The organism is Azospirillum sp. ST 5-10 (assembly GCF_051225715.1).
In the GTDB taxonomy this organism is placed as follows: domain Bacteria; phylum Pseudomonadota; class Alphaproteobacteria; order Azospirillales; family Azospirillaceae; genus Azospirillum.
This window is the reverse complement of record NZ_JBPJSP010000106.1, coordinates 1-654: the sequence shown is the minus strand read 5'-3', so window position 1 is coordinate 654 and position 654 is coordinate 1. Positions and strand designations below refer to the sequence as shown.

Sequence of the window (654 nt, the reverse complement as noted above, 5' to 3'; positions counted from 1 at the left end):
TGGCTGTACTTGGACATGAAGAAGCAGAAGCACCAGTAGATGAGCCCGATGAAGAGGTAGGCCTCGCGGTAGTAGCCGCGCCAGGCCGGGTCGGTGAGCGCCGCCTTGGCCGTGCCGAGCAGGTCGTAGAGGCCGATGATGATGACCAGCGAGGTGTCCTTGAAGGAGCTGATGAAGGTGTTGACCAGCGGCGGGATGGAGATCGCCAGCGCCTGCGGCAGGATGATCTTGCCCATCTTCTGCCAGTAGCCCAGCCCGAGGCTGTCGGCGGCCTCGTACTGGCCCTTGGGGATCGCCTGCAGGCCGCCGCGGATGGCCTCGGCCATGTAGGCGGCGGCGAACAGGATGAAGGCGATCTGGGCGCGCAGCAGCTTGTCGATGTTCACCCCCGTCGGCAGGAACAGCGGGAACATCACCGAGGCCATGAACAGCAGGCTGATCAGCGGCACGCCGCGGATCAGCTCGATGTAGGCGACGCACACCGCCTTCACCGCCGGCAGGTCGGAGCGCCGGCCCAGCGCCAGCAGGATCGACACGGGGAAGGCGACCGCCAGGCCGATCACCGAGAGGATCAGGGTCAGCGGCAGGCCGCCCCAGTAGGCGTTCTCGACGTAGCTCAGGCCGAACACGCCGCCCCACATCAGCACGGCCGCC

The 654-nt window shown here is 66.8% G+C and carries 1 protein-coding gene; it reads right to left on the bottom strand.

Features of this window, described 5'->3' with window-relative positions:
* Nucleotides 1-654 (bottom strand): amino acid ABC transporter permease (locus ACSBPG_RS32025; RefSeq protein WP_435541301.1); only part of this gene is annotated, 654 nt, incomplete at both ends.